The sequence below is a fragment of the Rosenbergiella nectarea genome (assembly GCF_900111105.1).
GTDB lineage: Bacteria > Pseudomonadota > Gammaproteobacteria > Enterobacterales > Enterobacteriaceae > Rosenbergiella > Rosenbergiella nectarea.
The window spans coordinates 11,146-30,402 of sequence record NZ_FOGC01000005.1 but is presented as its reverse complement, the minus strand read 5'-3'; the positions used below and the strand labels follow the sequence as shown (position 1 = coordinate 30,402).

Sequence of the window (19,257 nt, the reverse complement as noted above, 5' to 3'; positions counted from 1 at the left end):
ACGTAAAAGTTGATGTTTGTATTCAGATCACAACATTCAGCATTAATCGGCCTCTATCCAAAGTGTTAACCCAAAGCAGTCTGTATTGCTGATTATCCAGCGGCAGTAAACTCGCTGGTTGCCAATTAACATCTGAGTGGCCGTATCCTCATTTAGCCAACCGAGATTGACGGGATGGATCTCGCCCCACATGGGCAGAAACTTACACTATCCAGCGTGCCTGCCAATCTTTCATCCAATGGGTTCTCTAATTTCGATATTAGTTTATTTTTATCCCCGACTATAACTTCATTGCTTATTTCACCCAGTTTTACTGCCCAGGTTCCTGACGTAATGGCACTGCCAACTATCAGGCCAAGAACATTGGCACCTTCAACAGCCGTCTGCGCATTCGCAGCGCTCGTCGCAGCGGCTGTCGCCCGCTGATAGTCGATTGCTTCGTGATCACCGTTCAGCCATTTATACAGGGCGCTGCGCTGCTTGGGTTCTGGGATCTCCTGCCTGACCTCTTCATTCTGCCCCTAAACAGTAGAATCATGACGGGGATGACATTGTAATTAAGTATTTCTTGAGGTTGCCTACACCAAAACCTGCTTTATAGCGCTTTTTTTCTTTAGCATAATTTTGAGTCATTCTGCGTTAGGATAAGGACCTCACTTAACACAGGAATAACGTTTATGACGGCAAATTCACTCCGTCCCCCTCTTCCCCCGTTTACCTTGGAATCCGCCATACAAAAAGTACGGCATGCCGAAGATGGCTGGAATAGCCGTAATGCTAAACAAGTCGCATTGGCTTATTCATTGAATACCCGCTGGCGAAATCGTATTACGTTTATCGAGAATCGACAGCAAGCGGCTCACTTCCTTGAAGGTAAATGGCAGAAAGAAATAAATTATCGGTTAATAAAAGAGCTATGGGCCTTTGACACTCATCGTATTGCAGTAAGGTACGCGTATGAATGGCAAGACGATTCGGGTAACTGGTTTCGGTCTTACGGAAACGAAAACTGGGAGTTTAATGATGAGGGACTGATGACTCACCGCCACGCCTCCATCAATGACAAGCCGATCACCGAGAGTGAGAGGCTATTTCATTGGCCCTTAGGTAAGCGACCTGTAGACCATCCTGGGCTATCTGATTTGGGACTTTAGTGGGTTTGTTTATTAACGGAGAGGGTTATGTTAACGGGCCTAAATCATCTTACTCTCGCCGTCAGTGATGTTGCGAGAAGCTGGGCGTTCTATACCGAATTATTAGGCTTTGTCCCGAAAACGAAGTGGAATACCGGGGCTTATCTCTCATTGGGGGAGTTATGGCTATGCCTTAGTCTCGACACCGTTGGCGAAAAAATGGATTATACCCACTATGCGTTTACCGTTTCGCCCGATGCCTTGACTACCTTAGTTGAGCAGATGAGGCTAAAGGGAGTGGAAGAGTGGAAACTAAATAAAAGTGAAGGTGGGTCGCTCTATTTCTTCGATCCGGATGGTCATAAGCTTGAAGTGCATGCGGGAAACCTTGAAAGCCGCATGGATTATTGCCGTCTTTATCCTTACCCAGGGATGGAATTTTATTAGAGAAAATATGCTACGCGCTCGATGCCCCCCTAAGCAATACCCAGAGAGCGAACTCTCTGGGCCTCAACGCGAGTTTACTCTTCGACAATGATCGGTTTCGCGATACTGGTTTTGGCTCCCCAGTAATAGCAGATCAACGCCACCACCGTGACAATGATCATATCCAGCGGAGTACTGAGCAGATTTAGCCCATCGAAGGTCCCTATTTTAGAGAGGATCAGCATCGCAATATAATAGGCTAATAGCCACCAGCTGCAGGCAATATCTTGCTTATAGGTAGGACTCTTTCTGCTTAACAGTGCATAACCGACCCACGCGACGATAAAGATTGGGATGAGGATTTCGTTCACCGGCCAACCACTCCAGTAGATCAACAGCGTACTGGCGACAAAAGAGAGCGGGCTTAAAATAGCCGCCATCGGTAAACGGAAAGGTCGATGTAATGCTGGCAGATGGGTACGAAACGCGGCTAAGGTCACCGGCCCAGGCATGTAGGTAAAGACCGTGGCAGAGGTCACCGCACCGATCAATCCCCCCCATACTTGAAATTCAGAGGGTAAGGTCCAGGCAATCGATAAGATTAACGCCAGCCATAGTGCACCGCGTGGCACGCCCGACTTTTCGTCTACCTCGCCAGCACTCTTCCAGAGATGTCCGTTACGTGCGAGGGCAAAAAGCACCCGCGCCGCACTCGCCAGATAGATGTTGCCGGTTCCTGCCGGGGAAATGACTGCGTCGACTAATATTAGATTGATTAACCACATCAAGCCTAAGCTGCGTGCTAAATCAGCATAAGGCGATTGAAAAATCGCTTTCAATCCTGCCCAGCCATGCGCAGAAAGTACGTCGCTCGGCACCGCCCCCATAAACGCATATTGCAAGGCAAGATAGATAACAAAGCTAACAGCGATCGCGATACAGATGGCGATCGGCACATTGCGTTGTGGATTTTTCGCCTCACTGGCAAAGTCGACGGCTTGCCGAAAGCCTAGGTATGCAAAGACAATACCTGCGCCGGTTAGCGAGGTGAAAACACCGTGTGCACCACCAGGAGGCGCAGGCGGAACCTGTAAGTTGGCCGAGTTAAAATAAAGTAGCAATGTAACGATGGTAATTAATGGCACGATAAACTTAAAGGTCGTGATAATCGTATTCACGCGGCCGAAAACGCTGACACTCCAATAGTTAAGTAGGAAGAAGATCACCAGCAGTCCAATCTGTACCGCAAACCCGAGCGTCGTCGGATTTCCATCGCTGTGGCCTAGTGCTGGCCACCAGTACAGCGCATATTGCCTGACTGCCTCGACTTCAACGCCCGCCGTACTGGTATAAGCTAATAGTGAACTGACCCCAATCACGAAACCGACGATATTACCGTGGGAATAATTAGGATACCGTACAAACCCCCCTGCACGAGGGATCGCCGCAGAGAGTTCTGCCGACACCAATCCGATTAATAAGACAATGATAGCGCCTAAGGTCCACGCCCACCCTGTATTTCCTCCCGCATAACCTGAACTATTTAACGCTGCATACAGCCAACCCGAACCGATCATCGACCCGATACCGAGTAATGATAAGTCGACTAAGCTGAGTTTTTTTTTCGATTCACCCTTTGCCATAAGCATTTTCCCCTGTCTTGTTTTTATTGTGAACTACAACGGGGATAAAGCAGGTTCTATGCCAATTTAAGTAAATAAAAAGTTAAATATTAATGGCTATATGTACTGTACATCATTGAAAACATCTTACGCCATTCATCCACTCGCCAGCTGTAACTGAACCCAACAGGCGCGTAAAACCGGAATATATTGCTGAGTTTCAACAGCCCGCTCGACTAAAGCCCCCACGATCGCTCGGCTTTCTGACACATTACCGGCCATCACATCCCGATAAAGTGAAGAGACGAGAGGCGTCTCGATATTCAGCAAGGTCTTCAGCAGTTGATTGATCACTTTTGAGCGCGGACGATAGCCCGCAGCCGTTATGACACTCAATACCTCGGTAAAGAGCGTCTCAATATACTGTGCTCCACCAGAGGTCGAGAGAATGCGTTGGGTATCGGCCCGAGCCAAACAGGTTACTCCGCCGAGCGTACTGAGAAAGAGGTATTTCTCCCACATCTCACTGGTAATATCGTCACTCGCTTGAAGGGTAAAGGCCACCCCTTCTAACTGCTGAGCGAGAGCCATCACCCCCTTCTGTTGCACCGGGGACAACGCACCAAAACTTATCCGGTGAAGAGACGTTACTTGCTCAATCTCATTTTTCGCATTGAGCGTCGCATAGATTTGACATAAGCCCCCCAAGACGCGATCACCATACTGGTGTTGTAAGGCGGCAATATGATCCATGCCATTGAGTAACGGCAGAATATAGGTCTTATCGCTTACCGCGGGACGGATCTGTTCGATGACTTGCGCTAAATGGGGGTGTTTGACGGCGAGAATAATCAGCTGCCAGGCGTTATCAGTCAGTGTCTCTGCGGTGAGGAGAGTAGGCGTTAGGTTGACGGTTTCGTGAAAGCCTTTGACCACTAATCCCTCATCGGCTAGCTGTTGTGCTCGCCCCTCACGCACTAAGAACGCCACCTCATGTCCGGCTTGCGCCAATCTTGCACCAAAATATCCGCCCGTTGCACCCGCCCCTACCACTAAAATTTTCATCGATTCGGCCCTAATTTATCGACGTTGTTTTCTCTTGATGAAAAAAAGGCCTGAATCATCAGGCCTTATTTTTATTTAGTGTCTTGCGCTTTGCTCTCGCCCAGCACTTTCAGTTTTTTCGACAAATCGCGACGCTCTTTGGAAAGCTCTGCATTTTTAATGATGTACTCGTCAACACGATCTTCGTAATCGCTACGCATGCTCGCAATAATCTCTTGTATTGCTTCGACGCTCATCCCTGGCTTGATATATTCGCTGAGGTTGTCGAGCAGTAATACGCGTTTCTGATTATCACGTACCTTTTTCTCGTTGTCAGTAATTTCACGCTGCAGCTTATTTTTACGACGAAACATTCTTACAAACTCAAGTACATCCTGGAATGACTGTTTTGCATTTTCCATGACAACACCTTTAGTTAAACCTGCTACGCAGGGGATAGATTTCTCGGATTTAAAAGCCGTTTAACGACGCAGCGCTAAACGGATAAGCTCTCGCATTCTTTCTAATTGTTTCGTTAATTCCAAACTTAACCAGACATAACCATAAACTGGGGTCAATTCTGCCTTAGCATGTTCAGCTTGGGCAAGCAGCTCAGTGAGTTCGCCGGTAATTTCATCCATCGCCGCACTACTTAACGCAAGCTGATCGCTTTCACTGACGCCATTACGCAGCATATCGGCCAAGGCGTCCAACATTTGTTCTGTCGTGGCTTGGGTACGACGCAAAGTCGGCGCATTAAGCAACAACAGATGGCTTTCGCGTGATGACCACCATGCGTTGATTTGCATCTCCATGGTATTGACCATATTGCGTTGAATGGTCTGAATACCTTCAAATACCGAACGCGGAATACGCGTCTCCTTACAGGCTGGCTCCAGTAGGCTTCTCATTTTGATGAGTGACGTCAATAACTTTTGCAACGGCTTATTTAATCGCGGTTTTTCAAGAAGATTTGACGATAATCCCGTGTGATAGATTTTACGGCTATCCACCAACGCATCAGCTAATCGTAACCGCCAGAATACGTAGGCGCGTTGCGTAAAAATTCCCGTGAAAAATATCGAGAGTAAGCAACCAAAGACGACGTCTCCTCCGCGCCACAATGCCGTAAGGAAATCGCCGGCCGGCGCACCGACCACAACCCCGAGCGTAATACCAATCAATAATGCCATATAAGGGCGTTTACCTAGGGTTAGATAACCGCAAAAGAACATCACAATTCCACACCAGCCAAGCATAAGAGGCAACGAGATCATTTCGAGTTTCAGTGCTATCAGACCTGAAATTGAACCAAGCACTGTACCAACAATCCGTTGTATTGCCCGTGGGAAGACATTCCCCCAAGTGGAGATCGGTCCAATCACCACCACCAAGGTAATTAAGGGCCAACTTCCTTCGGGTATATTCAATATCCGGATGAGCATGAAGGAGGCTAAGAACGCTATGGCTATACGGACGCCATGGACCCAGCGATAGTGTCTATAAAGCCAATATTCGAGTGTTGAGAGGGGTTTATCAGTTTTCACAGCTCGCGCTAAGTGTTAGAAGATAATGGTAGGCAGTGTACCCTTACTCATCGCATTTTTTAACCATAAAAGTAAAAAAGCCTCGCGAACGAGGCTTTTACGCTTAGAATTTGCGTTTAATGTAATCAATCGCGCGAGTAAAGATCCCTGCCTCGGCGACGGGTTGCAACGCAACCAACGGATAGCTAGCGAGTTCTTGATCCTTATCCATCACTTTGATTTGACCAATGGGCTGGTTCGCCGTCAGTGGCGCTTCAAGCTCTTTTTTGTCAATGATGTATTTCGCTTTGACGTTATTAATCTCATTTTTTGGTAGTGATAAATAAAGGTCTTTATCGCTTCCGACTGCAACAGTATGAGGGTTACCGTACCAGACGTTTTCATTGCCGATCGCTCGGCCTGCGTGGAACAGTTGCACGGTATCAAAATTATTCTGTCCCCAGACTAACAGTTTACGTGCCTGCTCTTCACGTCCCTTCGAACTTTTACCGCCCATGATCACGGCAATCAGACGGTGATTACCGACAACATTGGAAGCAATGATGTTAAAGCCCGCGGTTTCTGTATGACCGGTTTTCAATCCATCGACATGCAAACTATTATCCCACAATAACCCATTACGGTTATTTTGTGTGATACCGTTCCACGTTAACGTTTTCTCACTATACATCTGATAGAAATCAGGTTCACCATCAATGATGGCTTTAGACAGAATCGCTAAATCACGCGCAGTTGAGTGCTGCCCCGGTGCATCCAACCCGTGAACGGTTTCAAAGTGGGTATTTTTTAAACCTAGCTTCGCCACGTAGTGATTCATCAAGCCGACGAAATTTTCTTGGCTACCGGCAACATAATCGGCCAAGGCAACACAGGCATCATTGCCGGAATCAATAATCACCCCACGACTCAGATCACGAACCGTTAACACATCGCCCGGTTTTAGGAACATCAACGATGAACCTTTAAATACTGGATTACCCGTGCCCCAAGCATCTTGACCCACGGTGACTTTATCATCACGCGTGAGACGTTTTTGATCGATAGCGCGATCAACGACGTACCCGGTCATCAATTTCGTTAAACTTGCCGGATTGCGTTGCTCATCGGGATTACCAGCGGTTAAGATTTGGCCGGTCTTAGCATCCATTAGGACCCATGAGGCTGCATCAATAGAAGGCGGCGCTAAGGAGAAAGGTAATGCATCATCTTGCGCGAAAGTATGCGCAGCATAAAAAACTAAAGAAGTAACAACTAGAGTGGCGCGCCTTTTCAAAATAATCCTCGGTTATCTCAACTGTTCGAATAGTTGGCCTTTTTACGGTATTTTTCACCCTCTATCACCTGTTAATTGTGAGAATTTGTGAATATTTTTCAGGTTGGTTATATTTCACACAACACTACTTGTGACAGTTGATCCCCCTACACTGTCGAGAAGACTCTCTTCAACGAACCTGTGGTCGGCAGTCTTTGCACAGGGTCATGTAGGCTATCTCTAAAGTAAAGTAGATGAGGCTTCAACCTTCTTGGCCAAGGAGCTATGATTTCAGAATAGGCTATCAACCGTGAGCAGGAAAGTTAAGTTAACGATTTAACGTCACCAACCCTATGGGCTCGAAAACTGAACATGTCTTCTGTAAAAAATGCTAAATTACAGAATAATATTTTATTTTATTGAGCAGCGACTCATACTGGATGATGGAGATCCTCAGCAGCATTCTAAAATATTAAGCAAGTTGTTGATTTCAATGAATACAATTAAAAAAGTGACGATGGTGTATGAAAAACAACGAAACCGCACAACCCACCTTCCTCTTTCTCGATTATGATAACTTGCACTAAAGTAATTGTTATAAAAGGATATTATCTAAAGCACTTCTTAATTTGTACGCTTTTATGTACGCACTTCATAATCCTCACCCTCACCCCTCCGTAATTCTTTCACCATAAATGTCACCACGCCTAACACTCTGGCATCATCAAGAGCATCACTCATAGATAGTCACTTGCTTGTGTTTTTACAAATGATACAATTCTTATCAAATTCTTTTCTTTAATAAAAGGCAGTATTTAATGAGCAATGCTAGATTCAACTCGCTTGATGGAATGCGTGGCTTGATGGCTGTGGCAGTTTTGTATAGCCATTTAATAGGAACATATTATGGATGGTTGCCAGACAGGCCTCTAGTGGGTGCTGGATTCTGCGTTATGTATTTTTTCATGCTTAGCGGATTTGTTTTATCTGCATCGCATAAAGAAGATGAGGGAATAAAATACTTCTTTGTCAGGTTTTCTAGGCTTTTCCCTTTGCACTTCATCACGACAATATCAATGCTCATTATTTACACATTTAACAAGAAAAATGGGCTTTATTACTCTAGTGATGATGTTTTCAATATCAATGTTATCATTAAAAATATTTTATTTATGCATGGGATAACACCAAATAACTTTATTTTGCTGAATGAGCCATCATGGAGCATAAGCCTTGAATTTTGGTGCTCATTGCTTGTTCCTTTCATTTTAATGAAATTAGGACTAAAAGAAAAATTAATATCACTCCCAATCATAATGTTCTTAACATTTAATTTTTTCCCTGAAAATTTACCTCCGAATTTTCTAATGGCATCAATATGCATGTTGATTGGAAATGTTGCCTACACAATAAAATCTAAAAAATCAGTTATAAAAATAGCAGAAAGTAAATGCTTCGAGTTATTATCTGTTATCTCCATAGCAATATGCATTCTTGCAATATATTATGGATCATCAGGATTTGAATCATATATTTGTCTTATGGCGTTTTCCCCACTTCTACTAATCGACCTTACGAGAATAAATTTCATCCTAAAAAGAATACTTTGCTGTAGATTTATCTTATTTCTTGGGTTTATTAGTTTCCCTTTGTACCTTTTCCACGAATCAATAATCGTCTCTGGCATCATTCCAAGAAATTTAAATTTCTATATTTACTCTACATTAATTCTATTAACGACAATAATTATATCATACCTATACAACAGGTATATTGGATCTCCATTATACAAAAACTGCAAAAAAATAATATCTAAGATAAGTTAGCACCAATCAAGATAGTATTTGGTGTTATTTGGTAATATAGGGTAAGCTTTATAGCTTACCCTATAAAAATAATGCTATGCATCCATTAATTTATATTTAAAAAGAAGATGTTTTTTTATAAAAGGCTTTCATTTATTGATAGTTAACCCTTTCTTTTGCAGATACATGAATCTGAAACGAGCTATTATTCGAGTTATATATTGTAACGCTGGTGTTACCTACACTTGAAATCCAAGCGCCTGCCGAAACATCACCAGGCCCTGTGGGGTTTGCGATTGAAAAATTTACAACTGGAGTGTCTTTGAATGGGTACTTGTAGACCCAAGTTACTGATTCACCTGGGGATGCTTTTAGCACTGCTGATTGTGATCTTGAGTCAAGAAAGGTTCTCTCTTTTCCAAGTAGCCTGATCTCTAACGCAGACCCGTTCGCAGAGTTTAGAACACCATATGTTCCGTAAGGGCTATCCCCATAGTATGTTGACTTTATTTTGAAATAATTATCCCCACTATCTCCATCAGCCTCAGTGGAGCTACTCCCAAAATTTAAAACATTAGCTATTGTCGTTGTCCTAACATTAATGTCATTTCTTGCATTGATAGACGATGGATTAAGTTTTATTCCGACAGCATTAACCCCAGATGGATACCCAGAGCCATCCAAGTTCCCCATCACTACATTGCCTATTGCTCCATCTAGATATATAATGTCTGGCTGCAGATTTGTACTGGTGCCAAAAGGAGCATAAAAGGAACACGTTGAATCAAAGTAGCTCCCAGCTCCAGACAATCTTAATTGGGCGCTACGTGCACCTTCAAAGCTTGATCCAACAACATGTGCGCCGCCAGATATATTCGCAGCATAACGATGCCTAAGATTTTCAAAGTCCCCCCCCCTGGTACCACTACAGGAAATGTGCATTGCTACAATGTCGCATGACCCCTCCCCAGACTGATAAAACCCATCATATTTATTGTCAGCACAGCGGCTGGCATTTATTATAGAGACGTCGACTAGCTTAGCGTCATGAGGCCCCTTAAACCACCACCCATGCTTCCCTACATTTCGTATTCTAATATTGCGGAATGAGCTCTCTCTAAAATACAAAGCCCACTCAGCACCGGAATCATGATATCCAGATTCAATGCCATGACCTCCACAGTTTATAATGTCAATATCAACAAAATTTAGAGAGCTACCCCATACTGCAATACCCCTTCCTTTTTTTGACTCATCAAATTTTATGCTCTGACCATTCACGCCCCCATCTATCTCTATCCCAATAATTGTCACATGGTGAGCATATTCAACATCTGCACCTGTCCCAGACATCTGCATGAGATCATCAGTATTAGCGCCGCGCATTACATCATCAAAACCGTTACCCAGAAAAGATGTGCCTTTCCCTTCATTACCAATATAATCGCCGTACATTGCCATGTTTGGCTTGATGATCAATGTTGAAACTTTATATCTACCGGATGGGGCGTAAATGCCTACACCATTTTTAGAGCTAAAATCTATAGCTGACTGTATGCTAGTCGTATCATCCGTTACGCCGTCACCTTTGGCACCAAAGTCCTTAATGCTTACAATATCAGTATTTTTTTCATGCTGAGTTCTTGCCACTGCTCCAGAATATGGTTGCTTAATAGCTATCAATGAATCACCTAGTCCATCATTATCGGATGAAAGATCTTTCCTTAAGCCTTTATCCCCAACGATAAAAAATTTAGCCTTATCTACTTCCCATGTAGCATCAGTAGTACCGGTTGTTGTGTATGGCAGTGATATGCCGGGTGCAAGATAATATTTAATGCCACCCTTACGGATTTCATAATTTTCACTGGTTAGCGTTAATGGACCATCTTCATAATTACCTACTAACCTAACGGCCTCATCGAAAAGCTGCTGACCGTTTGTTCCATCTTCAGCCGCAACAAGTGATAGGCCTTTCCCTTCTTCTGCAGAAGCCAAGTCTCTTCTTAGACCTGTGGCGCTATCTTTATTCTGAGCGTCAATTTCTTCTTTCGAGTAAACACCTAGGTTATTACGAGACTGTCCAGGGTCAACTTCTGAAAGGTTATTTTTTGACTGAAGAAGGCTTTTAACTGGTAATCGGTAATCTACGTTGTTTTTATTGACGGGAATTACTGCATCGTCGCCATCAACTAGAGTGGGTAATTGTGTGATTCTTACTTTTTGATTTGCCATATTATGAAACCCTGTACCAAGCGATAAGGTTAATATATTCGTTTTTTGTTATGAATGACTGCCCGCCACCGGTTGAGCCAGTGGTGCCAGAGAAACTATGAGAATGTGAACCAATCTGCACCGTATGACTATGTTCGCCAGAATCCTTAGTATAAAAAGTCGTTCCACCTCCAGTTTTCATAACATCATTACCGCCTGTGGAGTTGGCATAGTTATTGACCCTATGTTCAATTCCATGGTTATGATTGCCATTGGTAGATGTTGTCCTTGTCCCGTGGTCATAGCTTGATGTATTACCTGAAAACCCATGACTATGTGATGGAATGTTATCCACAGAAAGCGTTACTGAGTCACTACCTCCCGTTTCCAAAACATCGCTCATCGCTTCATTAGCTAATCTAATTGTTCGTCCATACCCATTTATTCGCTGCCATCTTGTATTCGGAAATAAATTATTAGGATTCTGGTTAGTGGCAAAGAATAGTGTCACACCCACTGGATAGATGGCGTTGATCATGAAAGCACGAAGCACGGAAGCGGTTACTGACCGGTCGTTTCCACCCTGATTGATGTGGATAAGGTCATTAGCATCAACTGAGGTCGCAGCAGTAAGCTCAGTTAGGTATTTGAGCGTAATATCAGCCATTAGCTACCCCCCTTTGCTTTTAGTTCTGCTATCTGAGAGTAGAGATCATTAAATATATAGTTGAGATGGTTAGCCGTAAGCTTATGCCCTGGAATTATTGACCCATCTTGTGCTCTCACTGGTGGTCTAAAACCGTATTGCTGAACCTCATCAGGGATTGATTCTTTATTATTTTGACCATCATCAAACAGAAGGTCGTTTGCTGCGAAACTTTCCATTTATCACCTCGGCATTGTGCCAGCTAGCCGCGTATTCCCTATCGCACTGGAGGAAATACCGGAATCAATTAAGTAGTAGTCATCATCAGCAATGCTAATGAACTGAGAGTCAGTGGCGAGAAGTCCGCCGTCAGAAATGAAAGACATGACTGAATCAAGATAAGAGCCACCGATAAATGCGGTACCCCTAAGAAGACCCATTGCTGTATCGTCTGCAACCTCAAGTGCCTCACTATCACCCGTTCTTAGTGCGACGCCTGATTGCGAATCTATGCCAGCAAGTGAGAACCCACCCGTGCCATAGTCATGCGTCGTGTAAGCCTTAACTCCTGCCGCTGAGGAATTATCAATAATCTGAGAAATGGTGGCTGGAACAACAAGGCCGGTAACGTGAAGGTTGAACGCGGCGAAGGGCATCTCAACAATCTCAATGTCTGTACTTTGCGTGAGTGATGCAGCAAGCATCATGACCTGCCTTGAAGTTCCTGAATAGAGTGAAGACAAAACCGTGTTTAGTATCTCCACTCGGTAATCATCATCATTCATCCCATTGCGCGAGACATTTGCATAAAAACCGAATCGGTCCAACTCGGAACCGACTGCGGAATTAATATTCTCAGACTCGTATATGTATTGGGCCAGCGCATCAATTTTCTGGTGCATGACACCCATGGCCGCGAATACCAGCGGAACCTGTTTATTGCGCCTGTAGTAATCTGTCGGCCGTGATTTAATCTTCTCTATGAAGTCGTAGGTTACCCAATCAGACACCAGATACCTCTATAGCTGCTTCAGCAACATTTGCGTATTGAGTATCTGAAATAGAAACGTTGTCCTCGCTGAAAGTCATACCGTCAGTGCTGACACTGACATTTAATTTTCCGAGTCCAGTCGTATTCGAGTAGATATAGCCATAGATGCGTTGAGTAATGACATCATCACCGAGAGATAAAGTAGCGAAGTAGTTCTCCACACCTTCTTTAATCAAGGTAATAACTGATGCAGGTAAATCCTCTTCAGTATCTAGGAGTTTCACATCGACTTTAACGTACAATGAAACCAACTCAGGCCGTGAGAATTTTACATCGCGTGAACGCCCGTAGGAGTCTTTGACTGTGATGGTTATCGTGCCATATGTCGCAACCCCTGCAGCTTTATATTTCCAGATAGTTTCAGCCACATCCTGCTCTAAGCCGCCATTAACAACGCACTGGATTGACTTAGCATCTTGCCCTGCCGCATTGGTCGTCATACTGTCATTTTCGATTACTTCTGCAAGCGTCACACCCTCAACATCAGATAGCAAATGTGAGCGGATGGCTGGCTCTGTAGCTGCCCCGCCAGTACTTCCTCGTGCTGCTTTTAATCGCGTGCGATAATCCGTATCCGACTCTCTATTTGAACCCGTTGACCCAGCGATAAGATTTTTAACACCAGTCCAACCAGTCACTGCGCTAACGGGCGTCGATAAACCGCCAACTGGAACGACTATTTCTCCAGTATCAGTTGCTTGGAATATTGCAGGTGAGCCGATAGATACCCATGACAGTCCTGCGCCAAGCGAAACCGCATAGCCTTGGATTGCGTTTTCAGAAGTCAAATAAACTGATGAACCTGTCGATGTAGCGGTGAATTGACTAGTCGCATCAATGAGCTTTGCCAGCCCTAAAGCAATATCAGTTACCGTATCACTTGCGCCTTTTGTGTAGGTCAGGTCAGTTCCAACCACTCGCACTGTGTAAGTGCCCTCTGTGTTGTTGTTTACCTTGAATTGACCATCTACCAATGCTGTACGGCTGATTATTGATGCGGATTCGAGAGAGAATTGATAGTTGCCGAACGATGCTAAAGCTCCCACAGGCACTAGCGTTGATTCTGTGCCGTAAATCACAGCATTAACCTGGGTTTCAGTCTCATCATTACGAGCAATACCGAACCAAGTACCTATCGCATCAAGCGCGTAGCCAGTGGCGGTATTTAGTGAGCGAGAAGCCCACAACAACTCTAGCGCCTCGAAGTGAACCGCAGCAGCCTCAGCCTCAACGCCAATCCACTGCCCGGTACCACTATCTGCCTCTCGGTTTATCGGCCCTACCACTTGCTCCAGTGCGTCACCTATATCCTGCACGCACTCTGCTAGCGTAGGCTTAATAACCCCGCTATCTGTCACATATTCAGAAGCCATTAGATTTCCTCAGGCAATAAAAAACCCGCCGAAGCGGGTTAGTAATGTTTTTGTTTGTTAGGGATAGGCAACTATGCCGTAAGGTGTCTCCACCTCGAAATTTACTGTGAGCAGTCGTTCCTTGCGATCAAAGTTATATTCGAAGGTGTTTATCTTGCTTACCCCATCAGCAGCTAGAATCTCTGTTTTGATGGCTGATAGCGCCCCATTGAGAGTTATCTGCTTACCAAGAATAGACTCGAAGTAAGGCACTCCGAATTCACCATCGAGGAACCATTCACCACGGAATATAGAGAGTCTAACCTCGATTTGCTGTCTGACTCGTTCAGCGCCATCAACGTATTGAAGGACTCCGGACTCAAAAACTATCTGACCGTCCTGTAATCTGAAATCAATCATTTTTTTCACCAATAAAAAACCCGCCGAAGCGGGTTATGGTTAAAATTTAGAGTTATATTTTTGCTATGGAATTAAACTGGAATATGTATTCAGGCTCTGTGACCTTACCTCTAATTCCTAGGCTAGACTCTCTAATACAGTTTTGACTATCAGATATGAATTTACCTGAAAACCTAACTATATCGCCTTCTTTTAATTGAGATGCAGTTTCAAACAACTCACTTCCCGGTGTAATTAAAGTGTGATCGCCGTAGTCTGATATATCATTATTCCAAGTTTTGACGTTGATGTCTTCTGATAGACTGATACTCACAACACCCTTGCCATCGCTGTTCGATGACATGGTATCAACTTTCCCGATCCATTCATTCACATGCTTATCCTGAACCACGCTACAAACTAAGGCATCCCTTTGAGCTTTAATTCCTCCAAGTTGCATGTCATTTTCAGCCGATTTTGCCTTATCTTGTGCGTCTTTCACTATAGAAACGAAATCCTTTTCTACAGTAGGCGCATTTTGATATGCAGCGTCAAACGCATCAGGACCCTTAGGTTTATTATTTACCACGTAATACCCGATCGCAACGACTGCTAAAATGACTAAAGCTTTCTTATTTATGGCCATTAGTTTTGTGGCTCTCCAGTTATTCCCCCGCTATCGCCGGGATGTTTGTGTGAGCCTAGTTTAATATCATTTACTATCACATCGCCAGTGACATTCATTTCACCCTGCAATGTGTGCGTTGTGGTTATTTCCTCAATGCCTCCCGGAGCATTGATTGTTAGCTTTCCATTTTCATCAATGGCTATAAACGCATCACCATGATACATCCTCACATCGTTATTACCTGGGACTTCATCGCTGTAATCGCCACCTGGTACAACGTAACTGTCAACAAGGTCATAGCGGCGCAGGTCGTCCGGGTCATCTATCGATTGTTGGCAGCAAATCATTAGGCATTTGTCTCCCTGTGATACTGGCCCTTTAAATCCAGCTTGTCCGCCTGAAAAGGTAGGCCAAACAAAGCGCAGGTTATGAATTATAGGGTGTGGGTTGCTGTCACCGTCAGGGAACTTTCTCTCACCAGACGGCTTAACGGTTACTCGTCCATTTTCATAACTGACAACTTCACAAGGGATCGCAGTATTAACCTGATCAATCTGCCCATTAATAAATTGCTTCAGTGCTTCTACGGAATCACTTTTATCACTCATTTTGGAAACCTTAATAATGCCTCAACATTCCATGCTTGACCGTGGGTGTCGCCTGTATAACGAGCTTCTTCTACTCGAAAGAAAACACCGTCAATACCCCGTGAAATCAATTTAATATAGGCACCTGGATAGATAGCAGCATTCATCAGCGAGGATACTCGGTAACCCTGAACTTCAAGCGTGTTTCTGCTTTTCATTTTAGACGTAGGGTCATCAATATCAATCACTGACCTAATGACACCTTTTTGCCCGTACTTTATACCTTGCTTCGCTGCGGTCTTTTCAGTCATGGTTTTTGACTCTCGACGAGGATAGCCAATCATTCCTGTGTCTTTAGAAAGCACCACAGCACTTTGGGAGAAAACCCCACCTTTCTTTATTACCTGTAATTCTCCATCTTGTGCTGACCACTCCAGACCGAGAAAACTACACACTCTGTCCATTGCATCGCCTGCTCTACCATTAAAGGCAAAGCCGGATAGGTATTGTTTGTCAGCAATCCCTTGACCAAGTTTCAACGGTAGACCGAAATTAGCAGCAATAATCTTCATAACTGCCAAGGCTGAGGTGTTAGGGGGGTTACTTGCAGATATCTTTGCATCACGTAAGGGAATGATACTATCTCTCATATCAATCTCAGTAAGGACATCTGGGCCATCCTGATAAGTCAGTGACCGACACACTGTCCCTACAAAGATTGTTACGGGGCCTACATCTTCTTTGTATCCAACTTTAAGGATAACAACGTTATTCATTGTCTCCAGCATTTTGATAGTGTCGTCGTTAGCGTTGTAAACTTTGAGGTGACATGAATTGGCGGTGCGAGTAGAGGATTTAGTGATATCAAATTCGAAACGCAATTCTTTGATGCTCACTGCATCGCCATCTGGTTTGCCTATTAGCAACTCTGCTTGTCTAAGAAATGACGGCATTGATTTCCTCTCTCGTGATGTATACCAGCACAAAGTCATTGCCGAGAGAATTGAAGTCAGCCTCAGCTTTATCGCCGAATTGCCGGATGAATATAAATTCTCCGTCGATATTGGGTACTCTGAGATTTTGCAGCAATGGAGCATCCCTCACCATTCTGATACCACCAATAATGATGCTCGACTCCCTGTCGTAAAGCGATAATGACCAGAAGTTGAATCGCTGATTCCATTTAACTCTAAGCGTCATCGTTTCGCTGCCAATAGCTAACTCTGATGTCTGGTCAGCTAAACCCGACTGTAAGCCAATCGTTATCATTACGGCCCCCCCCAAAACTTGGTTACTACATCGGTAACCTTGCTTTTTATGCTTGCCCCGCCGTCATGGATAGCCTCAAGAAGCCCTTTATCAGAACCAGATTTACCATTGCTGTTATTACCAGACACTCTCTTTTGAGTGTCCGAATCAGTGCTGTTCGATGCGCCAGCCTTTTTGGTTGAGGTTGATTGCTTATTTACACCTAATCCAGTTGGTATTGTGGTTTTCTGAGAGGTTACTATACGAACGTTAACCGCCTGAATGGTAAACACTACCGCATCGCCACCATCAGGTGTACGTGGGATGTTAACCGACTGTAAGACCATATTTGTGTAGGTCTTGTACCGGGTATAAATCGTAACCAGTTGCTTAGACTTACGTAGCGCATCGAGCACATCAAAAGCTTGAGCGACATAATCTTGGTTTAGTGCAGTTCCATCTATTAGCCCGCTGACCTGATTGACCAAACCGAGAATAGGTGCATTGCTAATCATCCCAGTAATGCTCAGTGTGTCTGGTTGGTCAATGATGTGATCGGCAATCGGGGCGCCATTCTCTACTGGATTGGTAGTAACATCGCGCTTCCAGTCGTGGGTTTCCGAGTCGATAGTGTTGAACTCAAGATTTCCCACATCCGTATCTGTTAGTTTGAATGTTGAATCGCTACCTGCATTCCATAGAAATCCCAGAATATCGGAGTAAGCCATTATCTGTTTACCCCACCATTAAGAAGGAGGCTATCGCTACTGAAGCGATCGTTGCCTGTTTCAGCAAAGGTTCTTTGGGCTGCATCCTTGAGGAATGCGACCTGCTGCTCACCGGTACCAGCAGGAACCTCGATGCTACCGATTGAAACTGTCACGGTATTTGTCTGAGTAGGATTTTTAGATAATCCTGCAATATTATTTTCAGTGACAGGAATTGGGTTATAAATTCCAGCGTCATTGACGTTTTTATGAAAGCCAGCCAAGACGGATGAAAATGTGTTTTTGTAATCTACACTGCCGTCATCACCTCTAACTGTATTTTCATTGCTATCCATAAACTTATTACTAAGCCACGGCCATAGCTTTGTGGTTCCAAGCTTATCACCCCATTTTTGGGCAAAATCTTGACCAGCATTAAAGAAATCTGCAACTTTCTTTAAGGAGTTAAGTGCCCAGATTGATGTATCTCTAAGGTCTATCATAAATCCGGACAAAGCATTCACTTGGTCGGCATACTCTTTTACTGGTCCTATTGATCTTTCCAGTAAAGAACTTTGCCCATTCAGCCAGCGATTCACATCATCACCAACAGCATAAAGAAGAACTAAAGCGGCTATGACAAGAGCAATAGGCGATGTGAGCGCGGCAAATGCAGCAGGTAGCAGCCATATAGCCCCAAGCAAACCTGCCGCTCCAATAGCAACGGTTAGAAGCTTGACTGCATTTTCAGCACCACCCAAAGCATCTACACAGACATCCAATGCATACTCGACTTTATCTGCCAGCCATAAAAACCAATTTGCTAGCCGAGTGATTGCGGTAGAGCTTCGGTTCATGCGGTTAATGAACGACTCCCACCGAACGCCGATGACGGTAATCGCTTGCGTCACAGTAAGCGGCATTGTTTTGAACTCTGCTTTAACCTGACCCGACATTTTCATAATGCCAGCGATTATTTTACTTATTGCTATGCCGCCACCTGCCCCCTGAGTCGCTTGTGTAATTTGCTGAAGAGACATCCCCATGCTTTCACCAAGACGTTTCGCAAACGCATCGGATTGTTGCAGAATTACCTTGAAATCCTCCCATTGCAGCTTACCCACTGCGAAAGCTTGTGATAACTGCTGGATAACCCCCGATGTCGCCTGCCCACTCGCCCCAGCAAGTTGTAATCCCTGCGCCAGCGTATCGACAACAGTAGACAAGTCACCTTGTGTATGGATAAGGTCATGGGTGGCCGCGCCTATTGCCGTATAAGCTTCCGCGTAAGTCTCTATCGAGACCCTTGAATCCTGAGCGTGCTTTGCAACATTATCAAAAGCCTCTGCGGCACCGTTGAGCGACACAGGCATTTGACCTAACCGAAACTGCAATGTCTGCATGTGGTCGGCTGCTTCAATTATCGACTTAATCCCGATGCCCGCAAACACACCGGAAATTATGGAGCCGAGGTTTTTGAATGAGTCGGTTAGGCTATTAACCCTATTATCGACCCTATCTAAGCGCCTGCCTGCTTCGTCAGAACCCGTAAGACCAAGGCGGATTAAAAGCTCTCTTATAACCATAATTAATCCT

At 44.4% G+C, this 19,257-nt stretch carries 20 protein-coding genes; 3 read left to right on the top strand and 17 right to left on the bottom strand.

Annotated elements, in window-relative coordinates:
- Nucleotides 1–677 precede the first annotated feature (677 nt).
- Entirely contained in the window at nt 678–1,154 is a 477-nt protein-coding gene (locus BMX14_RS07335; RefSeq protein ID WP_092674901.1) for a nuclear transport factor 2 family protein, read from the top strand.
- Between the two features lie 27 nt (nt 1,155–1,181).
- Nucleotides 1,182–1,580, top strand: a complete 399-nt coding sequence (locus tag BMX14_RS07330; protein ID WP_092674899.1) for a VOC family protein — start codon at nt 1,182–1,184, stop codon at nt 1,578–1,580.
- A 74-nt stretch (nt 1,581–1,654) separates the two neighbouring features.
- On the opposite strand, the gene BMX14_RS07325 is transcribed toward BMX14_RS07330, so the two are convergent.
- From BMX14_RS07325 to dacD, 5 genes are all read right to left on the bottom strand, one after another.
- Nucleotides 1,655–3,202 (bottom strand): APC family permease, encoded by a 1,548-nt coding sequence (locus tag BMX14_RS07325; RefSeq protein ID WP_092674897.1) that lies wholly within the window; start codon nt 3,200–3,202, stop codon nt 1,655–1,657.
- 135 nt (nt 3,203–3,337) lie between these two features.
- Nucleotides 3,338–4,246, bottom strand: coding sequence for a ketopantoate reductase family protein (locus BMX14_RS07320; RefSeq protein ID WP_092674895.1), 909 nt, complete (start codon nt 4,244–4,246; stop codon nt 3,338–3,340).
- A 71-nt stretch (nt 4,247–4,317) separates the two neighbouring features.
- On the bottom strand, nt 4,318–4,647 hold the full coding sequence (locus tag BMX14_RS07315) for a DUF496 family protein (RefSeq protein ID WP_092674892.1): 330 nt from the start codon (nt 4,645–4,647) through the stop codon (nt 4,318–4,320).
- 60 nt (nt 4,648–4,707) lie between these two features.
- Nucleotides 4,708–5,772 carry an FUSC family protein gene (locus BMX14_RS07310; protein WP_092674889.1) on the bottom strand — a complete coding sequence of 355 codons (1,065 nt, stop codon included), beginning with the start codon at nt 5,770–5,772 and terminating at the stop codon, nt 4,708–4,710.
- A gap of 103 nt (nt 5,773–5,875) precedes the next feature.
- Entirely contained in the window at nt 5,876–7,045 is a 1,170-nt protein-coding gene (dacD, locus tag BMX14_RS07305; RefSeq protein WP_177173108.1) for a serine-type D-Ala-D-Ala carboxypeptidase DacD, read from the bottom strand.
- Between the two features lie 797 nt (nt 7,046–7,842).
- On the opposite strand from dacD, the gene BMX14_RS07300 reads away from it, so the two are divergent.
- A complete protein-coding gene (locus tag BMX14_RS07300) occupies nt 7,843–8,850 on the top strand; it encodes an acyltransferase family protein (protein ID WP_092674883.1) in 1,008 nt (335 codons plus the stop codon).
- A gap of 132 nt (nt 8,851–8,982) precedes the next feature.
- On the opposite strand, the gene BMX14_RS07295 is transcribed toward BMX14_RS07300, so the two are convergent.
- From BMX14_RS07295 to BMX14_RS07240, 12 genes are read right to left on the bottom strand one after another with little or no spacing between them, the layout of a single operon-like run.
- The gene (locus BMX14_RS07295; RefSeq protein ID WP_092674880.1) at nt 8,983–11,064 is read right to left on the bottom strand and encodes a glycosyl hydrolase family 28-related protein; all 2,082 of its coding nucleotides are present in this window, start codon (nt 11,062–11,064) and stop codon (nt 8,983–8,985) included.
- A 1-nt stretch (nt 11,065) separates the two neighbouring features.
- The gene (locus BMX14_RS07290) at nt 11,066–11,710 is read right to left on the bottom strand and encodes a phage baseplate protein (protein ID WP_092674877.1); all 645 of its coding nucleotides are present in this window, start codon (nt 11,708–11,710) and stop codon (nt 11,066–11,068) included.
- Nucleotides 11,710–11,928, bottom strand: a complete 219-nt coding sequence (locus BMX14_RS07285) for a phosphoglycolate phosphatase (protein WP_092674874.1) — start codon at nt 11,926–11,928, stop codon at nt 11,710–11,712. The genes BMX14_RS07290 and BMX14_RS07285 overlap by 1 nt, the downstream gene beginning before the upstream one ends.
- A 3-nt stretch (nt 11,929–11,931) precedes the next feature.
- Nucleotides 11,932–12,699 carry a hypothetical protein gene (locus tag BMX14_RS07280; RefSeq protein WP_092674871.1) on the bottom strand — a complete coding sequence of 256 codons (768 nt, stop codon included), beginning with the start codon at nt 12,697–12,699 and terminating at the stop codon, nt 11,932–11,934.
- Nucleotides 12,692–14,113, bottom strand: coding sequence for a baseplate J/gp47 family protein (locus BMX14_RS07275; protein ID WP_092674868.1), 1,422 nt, complete (start codon nt 14,111–14,113; stop codon nt 12,692–12,694). Before BMX14_RS07275 ends, BMX14_RS07280 begins: the two co-directional genes overlap by 8 nt.
- A 57-nt stretch (nt 14,114–14,170) precedes the next feature.
- The gene (locus BMX14_RS07270; protein ID WP_092674865.1) at nt 14,171–14,512 is read right to left on the bottom strand and encodes a GPW/gp25 family protein; all 342 of its coding nucleotides are present in this window, start codon (nt 14,510–14,512) and stop codon (nt 14,171–14,173) included.
- A 52-nt stretch (nt 14,513–14,564) separates the two neighbouring features.
- The gene (locus BMX14_RS07265; protein WP_092674862.1) at nt 14,565–15,137 is read right to left on the bottom strand and encodes a hypothetical protein; all 573 of its coding nucleotides are present in this window, start codon (nt 15,135–15,137) and stop codon (nt 14,565–14,567) included.
- Nucleotides 15,137–15,727 (bottom strand): Gp138 family membrane-puncturing spike protein, encoded by a 591-nt coding sequence (locus BMX14_RS07260; protein ID WP_092674859.1) that lies wholly within the window; start codon nt 15,725–15,727, stop codon nt 15,137–15,139. Before BMX14_RS07260 ends, BMX14_RS07265 begins: the two co-directional genes overlap by 1 nt.
- The gene (locus tag BMX14_RS07255; RefSeq protein WP_092674856.1) at nt 15,724–16,659 is read right to left on the bottom strand and encodes a phage protein; all 936 of its coding nucleotides are present in this window, start codon (nt 16,657–16,659) and stop codon (nt 15,724–15,726) included. Before BMX14_RS07255 ends, BMX14_RS07260 begins: the two co-directional genes overlap by 4 nt.
- A complete protein-coding gene (locus BMX14_RS07250) occupies nt 16,643–16,975 on the bottom strand; it encodes a phage baseplate plug family protein (RefSeq protein WP_092674853.1) in 333 nt (110 codons plus the stop codon). The genes BMX14_RS07255 and BMX14_RS07250 overlap by 17 nt, the downstream gene beginning before the upstream one ends.
- Entirely contained in the window at nt 16,975–17,682 is a 708-nt protein-coding gene (locus BMX14_RS07245; RefSeq protein ID WP_092674849.1) for a phage baseplate protein, read from the bottom strand. Before BMX14_RS07245 ends, BMX14_RS07250 begins: the two co-directional genes overlap by 1 nt.
- Nucleotides 17,682–19,247 carry a tape measure protein gene (locus BMX14_RS07240; RefSeq protein WP_092674846.1) on the bottom strand — a complete coding sequence of 522 codons (1,566 nt, stop codon included), beginning with the start codon at nt 19,245–19,247 and terminating at the stop codon, nt 17,682–17,684. The genes BMX14_RS07245 and BMX14_RS07240 overlap by 1 nt, the downstream gene beginning before the upstream one ends.
- Nucleotides 19,248–19,257: the final 10 nt, after the last annotated feature.